At 32.0% G+C, this 8,155-nt stretch carries 8 protein-coding genes and 1 pseudogene; 7 read left to right on the forward strand and 2 right to left on the reverse strand.

Features of this window, described 5'->3' with window-relative positions; genetic code table 11:
* Positions 1 to 350: pseudogene (locus tag ACKVOD_RS02260) on the forward strand (energy transducer TonB); the annotation flags it as partial.
* 74 nt (positions 351 to 424) lie between these two features.
* Here ACKVOD_RS02260 and ACKVOD_RS02265 read toward each other — a convergent pair.
* Entirely contained in the window at positions 425 to 1,279 is an 855-nt protein-coding gene (locus ACKVOD_RS02265) for a M48 family metalloprotease (protein WP_409207860.1), read from the reverse strand.
* 191 nt (positions 1,280 to 1,470) lie between these two features.
* On the opposite strand from ACKVOD_RS02265, the gene lipA reads away from it, so the two are divergent.
* Together lipA and gap are read left to right on the forward strand one after the other, a co-directional pair.
* Entirely contained in the window at positions 1,471 to 2,370 is a 900-nt protein-coding gene (lipA, locus tag ACKVOD_RS02270) for a lipoyl synthase (protein ID WP_409207861.1), read from the forward strand.
* A gap of 79 nt (positions 2,371 to 2,449) precedes the next feature.
* Complete coding sequence (gap, locus tag ACKVOD_RS02275; RefSeq protein ID WP_409207862.1) at positions 2,450 to 3,460, forward strand: type I glyceraldehyde-3-phosphate dehydrogenase; 1,011 nt, start codon at positions 2,450 to 2,452, stop codon at positions 3,458 to 3,460.
* Here the strand turns inward: gap and lpxK are convergent.
* The gene (lpxK, locus tag ACKVOD_RS02280) at positions 3,457 to 4,497 is read right to left on the reverse strand and encodes a tetraacyldisaccharide 4'-kinase (protein ID WP_409207863.1); all 1,041 of its coding nucleotides are present in this window, start codon (positions 4,495 to 4,497) and stop codon (positions 3,457 to 3,459) included. The two genes, gap and lpxK, sit on opposite strands and share 4 nt — an antisense overlap.
* Positions 4,498 to 4,560: 63 nt before the next feature.
* On the opposite strand from lpxK, the gene ACKVOD_RS02285 reads away from it, so the two are divergent.
* From ACKVOD_RS02285 to rluF, 4 genes are all read left to right on the forward strand, one after another.
* Complete coding sequence (locus ACKVOD_RS02285) at positions 4,561 to 5,655, forward strand: Nif3-like dinuclear metal center hexameric protein (RefSeq protein WP_409207864.1); 1,095 nt, start codon at positions 4,561 to 4,563, stop codon at positions 5,653 to 5,655.
* Positions 5,656 to 5,664: 9 nt separating this feature from the next.
* The gene (locus tag ACKVOD_RS02290; protein WP_409207865.1) at positions 5,665 to 6,444 is read left to right on the forward strand and encodes a zinc ribbon domain-containing protein; all 780 of its coding nucleotides are present in this window, start codon (positions 5,665 to 5,667) and stop codon (positions 6,442 to 6,444) included.
* Positions 6,445 to 6,482: 38 nt separating this feature from the next.
* Complete coding sequence (locus ACKVOD_RS02295) at positions 6,483 to 7,331, forward strand: alpha/beta hydrolase (protein ID WP_409207866.1); 849 nt, start codon at positions 6,483 to 6,485, stop codon at positions 7,329 to 7,331.
* Positions 7,332 to 7,425: 94 nt separating this feature from the next.
* Positions 7,426 to 8,155: 23S rRNA pseudouridine(2604) synthase RluF (rluF, locus tag ACKVOD_RS02300; RefSeq protein WP_409207867.1), on the forward strand; the 730-nt coding region annotated here is incomplete at its 3' end.

Raw genomic sequence — 8,155 nt, forward strand, 5'->3', positions numbered from 1 at the left:
TTAGTTTAAAACAACAAAACAATAACGAAAGGTTAATTGTTAAACTAAACGAATTAGAGAAACTAGCCGAATTTCCTGGAGGAATGGAAAAATTCTATAAAAAAGTAAGCGAAAATTTAGACGCTTCAGAATTAAATTATACTGGTTTTACTCAAATTCACGTTTCTTTTATTATTGAAAAAGACGGCAGCATGAGTGAAATTGTAGTAGATTCAACTTTAGATTCTGAATTAAAAAAAGAAATAATTATTGGTTTGAAATCAATTAAAACAAAGTGGTTGCCGGCTACTCTAGAAAATAAACCAATTCGAATTGAATATTCTTTACCTATAGTTTTGAATATCGAATAAAAAATTAGTATGTCCATAAAAAAGGCTGTTTCAATTTAAATTGAAACAGCCTTTTTTATTTAAAATAATTTGGATTATTTCTTTTTCTTCTTAATTACAGGTTTTTTTGTTGGAGCTGTTATTGAAAAATCCTTTTTCTGTTGGATATAAATTGTATACAAACCATCATTTTCAGCTCTTTTTCTAGCATTTTCAGCTCGCTCTTTAGAATCGGGATGCGAACTCATCATTTTATCCAAAATTGTAGTTTGAGTATTTTCACTCATTTTGGCTAAAATCCCAAAAGCTGAGGCAACAGCATTTACATTATACCCATTGTGTTTCATAAAATCATACGAATAAGAATCAGCTTCTGATTCTTGTTTTCTACTATGTTTACTGTCAATCATTGTACTACCTATTTTCCCTAATTGGGTTTCAGTAACCGCAGCCACTTTATCCGATTGAGAAGCCACAGCATCAAGTAAAGCCTCTTTTTTGTAGGCAGCTTTTATAGCATCTCTTGAGTCATGATTTGCGACATGTCCTATTTCGTGACCTATTACAGCTAATAATTCATTATTATCCATAATATCCATTAAACCTGAATAAACGCGAACACTTCCATCGGCTGTAGCAAATGCATTTACTTCTTTTAACTTATATACTTTATAATTTAAAACTAATCCGTTTTCAGCACTATGCTTACCAAATATTTTATTCAATCTAATAGTATAAGAATCTGTTGAGCCTGCAATTGCGTTTTCTTTATCCATTTTTTCAATAGCAGCTTTTGATAAACTAGCGGCTTCGGCGTCGCTAAAAGTGAATCCTGCAATCCCTTTTTGAAGTGCTCCCAATGCTTTTTCACCCAAATTAATTTGTGCATTAGTATTTGAAAAACCAATTACAAGAAAAGCAAAAGCTAACACTGTTTTTTTTGTTGTCATTTTAATAAGTTTAATTTTGCATACAAATATAGAATAAGTTCCTAAAACCAAAATTCAATTAAAAATTTATTAAAATAACATTGGATAAATTATTTTTAAATACATTATTTTCAACCTACAAAATCCAAATTTGAAAATCTCAATTTCTAATTCAACTTTCACTATCTTTGTGCCTTCGAAAATGAATTTTTATGAATCCTGTTTTAGATACTATTTCACCCTTAGAAACTCAAGTGACTTCAGAATTAAGAGAAGCTAAACCAAAATGGTTGCGTGTAAAACTTCCAATTGGACAAAAATATACCGAACTTCGAGGCTTGGTTGACAAATACAGTTTGAATACCATTTGCACCTCGGGCAGTTGTCCTAATATGGGCGAATGTTGGGGAGAAGGAACAGCTACTTTTATGATTTTAGGTAATATCTGCACACGCTCGTGTGGTTTTTGTGGTGTGAAAACCGGCAGACCTGAAACCGTAGATTGGGATGAACCAGAAAAAGTGGCTCGTTCTATTAAAATCATGAACATCAAACATGCCGTAATCACTAGTGTCGATAGAGATGATTTAAAAGATGGTGGTTCAATAATATGGATAGAAACCATCAAAGCTATTCGGAGAATGAACCCAACAACAACTCTCGAAACACTTATTCCTGATTTTCAAGGAATAGAACGAAATATTGACAGAATAGTAGAAGCTAATCCAGAGGTGGTTTCTCATAATGTAGAAACGGTTCGTAGGTTGACTCGTGAAGTGCGTATTCAAGCTAAATATGATAGAAGCCTAGAAGTACTTCGATATTTAAAAGAGAAAGGTATCAATAGAACCAAATCTGGAATTATGCTTGGACTTGGCGAAACAGAAGAAGAAGTTTTACAGACAATGCAAGATTTAAAAAACGCAAATGTTGATGTAGTCACCATAGGTCAATATTTGCAACCTAGCAAAAAACACCTGCCTGTAAAAGAATACATCACCCCAGAACAATTTGCTAAATACGAAAAATTTGGACTAGAATTAGGTTTTCGCCATGTCGAAAGTGGTCCTTTAGTTCGATCATCTTATAAAGCCCAAAAACATATATTATAGTCGAATGTTTTAAAGTTAGAAAGTCAAAAGACTTTACAATTTTAATTTTGAAACATTAGATTTTATCACTTTATGACTTATGATAAGAGTTGCTATTAATGGTTTTGGACGAATTGGACGTAATGTATTTAGACTGCTCTTAAACCACCCCACTATTGAGATCGTTGCCATAAATGATATTGCCGATACCAAAACTATGGCTCACTTAGTTAAATACGATAGTATTCATGGGGTTTTGCCTTTTGAAGTGTCTTTTGATGAAAATAGAATAAACATCGACGGAAAATCGTTTTTGTTTTTTCATGAAAAAAGTATAGCAAATCTTGATTGGAAATTTTTAAACATTGATTTTGTAATAGAATCTACTGGAAAATATTCCACTTTTGATAATATTAACGCGCATATTTTGGCTGGAGCCAAAAAAGTAATTCTTTCTGCTCCATCAGATGTTGACTCTATCAAAACCATTGTACTTGGTGTAAACGATTATATTCTTGATGGTACTGAAACTATTATTTCTAATGCCAGTTGCACCACCAATAATGCAGCGCCAATGATTAAAATCATTAACGAGCTTTGTGGTATAGAACAAGCTTACATCACCACTATTCATTCTTATACAACCGATCAGAGTTTACACGACCAACCTCACAAAGATTTGCGCAGAGCTAGAGGCGCAAGTCAATCTATAGTTCCTACAACAACTGGTGCTGCAAAGGCATTGACTAAAATTTTTCCAGAATTTGATGGTAAAATTGGAGGTTGTGGTATACGAGTTCCTGTTCCTAATGGTTCTTTGACCGATATTACTTTTAATGTAAAAAGAGTGGTGACAATTAACGAAATTAATAACGCTTTTAAAACTGCATCTCAAACTAATTTAAAAGGTATTCTCGATTATACTGAAGATCCTATAGTTTCAGTTGACGTAATTGGTAATAAAAACTCTTGTGTTTTTGATGCGCAACTCACTTCTGTTATCGATAAAATGGTAAAAGTAGTGGGTTGGTATGACAATGAAATTGGGTATTCTTCTAGACTAATAGATTTAATTCAATTAGTTTCTAAAAAAAGAACTTTTGAAAATTAACGATTCTGAAGTTTCGATTTTTTTAAATATTCTAAAATAGATTTCTCAAAATAATCTCCATCTTCAAAGAATGAACTTTTTATAGGCAAATAATACAATTGTTTATTGGTAATTTTATCTTTCAAACGAACATAATCTTTTTCGGTAGTAATAATAACATTATCCTTAGCCTGATTTTGTATTGAAACGATATCTTTTTCGGTAAAATTATGGTGATCTGGAAAGGTCATAAAAGAATCATCTTTATTCTCTAAATAGTTAAAAAAAGGTTCTGGTTTTGCGATTCCTGCAACTAAAAGTTTACTCTTACTTTTGATTTCCGAAACAGGAATCTTTTGGTTTTCTGAATATACAAAATCATCGTAATCAATATAAGATAAATACAATTCTTGATTCTTCGCCTTGTCATTCCGACAAAGGAGAAATCTTTTGATTTTATTTTGTTCTTCAAGTGTTAGATTAATTGGACATTTCGTAACAATAATCATATTGGCTCTTTGAACTCCACTCCTACTTTCACGTAAATTTCCGGTTGGCAACAAAAAATCATCAGAATATAAATCTCCATAAGAAGTTAAAAGAATATAAAACCCCGCTTTCACTCTGCGATGCTGAAAAGCATCATCCAATAAAATCACATCTGGTTTAATGGATTGCGAAAGCAATTGTTCAATACCATTTTTTCTATCAGCATCAACAGCCACTTGAATGTTGTTGAATTTTTTATAAAACTGAAATGGCTCGTCTCCTATAATTGTTGCATTCGAAGTTGAATCTGCTAAAATGAAGCCTTCTGATTTTCGCTTGTAACCCCGACTTAAAGTAGCCACTTTATAATTTGGAGAAAGCAACCGAATTAAATATTCAATTTGAGGTGTTTTTCCAGTACCGCCAACACTTAGATTTCCAACTGCAATAATAGGAATATCGAAGGAATACGATTTAAGAATACCTTTGTCAAAAAGTAAATTCCGAATTCCTGTAACGAATCCGTACAAAATGGCAAAAGGAAAGAGGATTTTTCTCAGTAAATTCATAATACGAAAGTATAATATTTTATCTTTGAAAGTAAATTTATAAAATCAATTTGTGTTAAAACAATGAAAATAAAAGAAATAATTTCTGTACTCGAAGAAATGGCACCACTCGCCTATGCCGAAGATTTTGACAATGTGGGTTTATTGATAGGAAATCAAGATTCAGAAGCAACTGGAGTATTGGTTTGTCACGATGCTTTAGAAAGTGTGATTGATGAGGCGATTGTCAAAAATTGCAATTTGGTTGTTTGTTTTCATCCTATTTTGTTTTCAGGATTAAAGAAAATCACTGGCAAGAACTATGTAGAACGTTCAGTCATTAAAGCTATAAGGAATGATATTGCTATTTATGCTGTTCACACTGCATTAGACAATCATCAAGATGGGGTGAATAAAATATTTTGTGATGCATTGGGATTAACTAAAACAAAAATCCTAATTCCAAAACAAAATTTCATCAAAAAATTAGTCACTTACACCATTCCTGAAAATGCCGAAAAACTCCGAAATGCCTTGTTTGATGCAGGTGCTGGAACTATAGGTAACTATGAAAATTGTAGTTTCAACTCCAAAGGAATTGGCACTTATATGGGGAATGAACACAGTAATCCCAAAATTGGAGAGCGATTTGAATTTGTGGAAAGTGAAGAGATTAAAATCGAAGTAACCTTCGAAAAACATCTCGAAAATAAAATTTTAAAAGCACTATTTAACAATCATATTTATGAAGAAGTAGCTTATGAAATTTATGATTTAAAAAATGTAAATCAAAATATAGGATTAGGAATGATTGGCGAATTGCATGTCCCGATGAGCGAAAAAGATTTTCTGAATTTTGTAAAAGAGAAAATGCAGTCTGAAGGTATTCGACATTCTGCTTTTTTAAATAAGCCTATTAAGAAGGTTGCAGTACTTGGCGGTTCCGGAAGTTTTGCTATAAATAGTGCAATTCAAGCCCAAGTCGATGTGTTTTTGACAGCAGATTTGAAGTATCATCAATTTTATGAAGCTGAAAATCAGATGCTTTTAGTCGATATTGGACATTTTGAAAGTGAACGCTATACAAAAAATTATATTGTTGATTTTCTTATCAAAAAAATCCCTAATTTTGCAATCATTTTATCAGAAGAAAATACAAATCCAGTTAAGTACTTATAGACATAGAATATGGCGACTACAAAAGAATTGAGTGTTGAAGACAAATTAAGAGCAATTTACGATTTACAATTAATTGACTCTAGAATTGATGAAATTAGAAACGTGAGAGGTGAACTTCCTCTTGAGGTGGAAGACTTAGAAGATGAAGTCGCAGGATTAAGTACGCGTTCAGAAAAATTAAGAACGGAACTTGAAACTATCGAAGAATTAATCAAAACTAAGAAAAATGCTATTGATGAGCATAAAGAGGCCATCAAAAGATATACTAAACAACAAGACACTGTCCGAAACAATAGAGAATTCAACTCTTTAACTAAAGAAGTAGAATTTCAAGAATTAGAGATTCAATTAGCCGAGAAGCAAATCAAAGAAATGAAAGCTTCGATGGAATACAAAAAAGAAATTATTGCACAATCAAAAGAGCGATTAGATACTAAATCAAATCACCTTAAACATAAAAAATCAGAATTAAACGCTATTATGGCGGAAACTCAAAAAGAAGAATCTTTTTTATCTGAAAAATCATTGGAATACCAAAACCTAATAGAAGAACGATTGCTTAAGGCTTATTTGAGAATTAGAAACAGTGTACGTAATGGTTTAGCTGTAGTTTCTATAGAAAGAGGTGCCTCTGCTGGTTCTTTCTTCACTATTCCTCCACAAACACAGGTAGAAATAGCTGCTAGAAAAAAAATCATTACTGATGAACACTCCGGAAGAATATTAGTCGACAGCGCTTTGGCTAACGAAGAAAAAGAAAAAATGGAAAAAATGTTTTCTAAATTTTAATCTAATTTAAGTCCCGATATATTGGGACTTTTTTTATTATGAAAAATAAATTTTATTTTATTTATACTAAAATTGTAGGTTTTATTATTAATGTTTTAAGTTGGTTTTTTCCTAAAGTTGCTTTAAACATTGCTTTTGGTCTTTTTGGAAAACCAAAAAAAGGAAAGTTATCGATTGATAAACTTCCGGAATTTGTACAAAAAGCTGAAATTGAAACTTTTGTTTATAAAGGGCAACGATTCAAATCTTATATATGGAAAGGAAATGAAACTACGGTTTTATTAGCTCACGGATGGGAAAGCAATAGCTTGCGTTGGGAAAAATTACTGCCCTACTTACAAGAGAAGAACTTTACCATTATAGCCGTAGATGGCCCAGCTCATGGTCTATCAACAGGAAACACTTTTGATATTCCAAAATATGCAGCTTTCATAAATGTAGTGGCTCAAGAATACAATCCTCAATTCCTTGTTGGACATTCAATGGGAGGGATAAGCTGCTTATTTTACCAATATTTTTACAAAAATAGTACTGTAAAAAAAATAGTTAGTATCGGTTCTCCTAGCGATTTTAAAATTATTTTACAAAACTATTATAATTTATTGAGTTTAAATACTACTATAGTCAATGGTATAGATTTACAATACCGAAAAATATTAAGATCGAGTATAAGTTTTTTTTCAGGGAGTTACTTTGCTTCAAAAATTAATATTAAAGGACTTATTGTACACGATATCGATGATGCTACTGTAAGTATTGAAGAAGCTAGAAAAATTGCAAGTTCCTGGAAAAATTCTCAACTTATTGAAACAAAAGGATTAGATCACAGTATGCATGATGCTGATTTGTATAAAAAAATTACTTTATTTTTATCTCAATCTGAATAACTAATTAAGCCTACTGCTTCTTTACTGCTACTCAATTTTCAAACAAAAATATTCTGACATTAGAGATTAAACAATTTTGTGCTACTTTAGCTGTATGGAAGAAAATCTAAAGCGACTTAACAAATTCATTGGAGAAACTGGTTTTTGTTCCCGTCGCGAAGCCGATAAATTCATTGAAGAAGGTCGTGTAACCATCAATGGAATTGTACCTGAATTAGGAACAAAAGTATCCCCTGACGACGAAGTTAGAATTGATGGAAAATTAATTCGGGAAAAAAACGAAAAATCAGTTTATTTGGCATTCAACAAACCTGTTGGGATTGAATGTACCACCAACTTAGACGTTCTCTATAATATTGTAGATTACATCAATTATCCAACACGTATTTTTCCTATTGGTCGATTAGACAAAGCCAGCGAAGGTTTGATTTTTATGACCAACGACGGCGATATTGTCAATAAAATATTGCGTGCCAGAAACAATCACGAAAAAGAATATACCGTTACGGTCAACAAACTCATAACCGATCGTTTTATTGAAAAAATGGGAAATGGCGTACCCATTTTGGACACAATTACCAGAAAATGTAAAGTAGAAAAAATCAGTTCGACCATTTTTAAAATCGTCTTGACCCAAGGTCTAAACCGCCAAATCCGCAGAATGTGTGAGTATTTAGGATATGAAGTTGTGGCATTAAAACGCATCCGAATTATCAATATTTCGCTAGATATTCCTGTGGGGAGATACCGGGATTTAACCGATGCTGAAATCAACGAACTGAACCAACTCATTGAACCCTCTAGTAAAACTGAAGAAGCTAGTT

This window comes from Flavobacterium sp., assembly GCF_046155325.1.
Taxonomy (GTDB): domain Bacteria; phylum Bacteroidota; class Bacteroidia; order Flavobacteriales; family Flavobacteriaceae; genus Flavobacterium.

Coding starts and splice junctions, on each gene's coding strand:
- ACKVOD_RS02265 (WP_409207860.1), bottom strand. CDS start 1,279: ATGACAACAAAAAAAACAGTGTTAGCTTTTGCTTTTCTTGTAATTGGT.
- lpxK (WP_409207863.1), bottom strand. CDS start 4,497: ATGAATTTACTGAGAAAAATCCTCTTTCCTTTTGCCATTTTGTACGGA.
- ACKVOD_RS02285 (WP_409207864.1), top strand. CDS start 4,561: ATGAAAATAAAAGAAATAATTTCTGTACTCGAAGAAATGGCACCACTC.
- lipA (WP_409207861.1), top strand. CDS start 1,471: ATGAATCCTGTTTTAGATACTATTTCACCCTTAGAAACTCAAGTGACT.
- ACKVOD_RS02290 (WP_409207865.1), top strand. CDS start 5,665: ATGGCGACTACAAAAGAATTGAGTGTTGAAGACAAATTAAGAGCAATT.
- ACKVOD_RS02295 (WP_409207866.1), top strand. CDS start 6,483: ATGAAAAATAAATTTTATTTTATTTATACTAAAATTGTAGGTTTTATT.
- gap (WP_409207862.1), top strand. CDS start 2,450: ATGATAAGAGTTGCTATTAATGGTTTTGGACGAATTGGACGTAATGTA.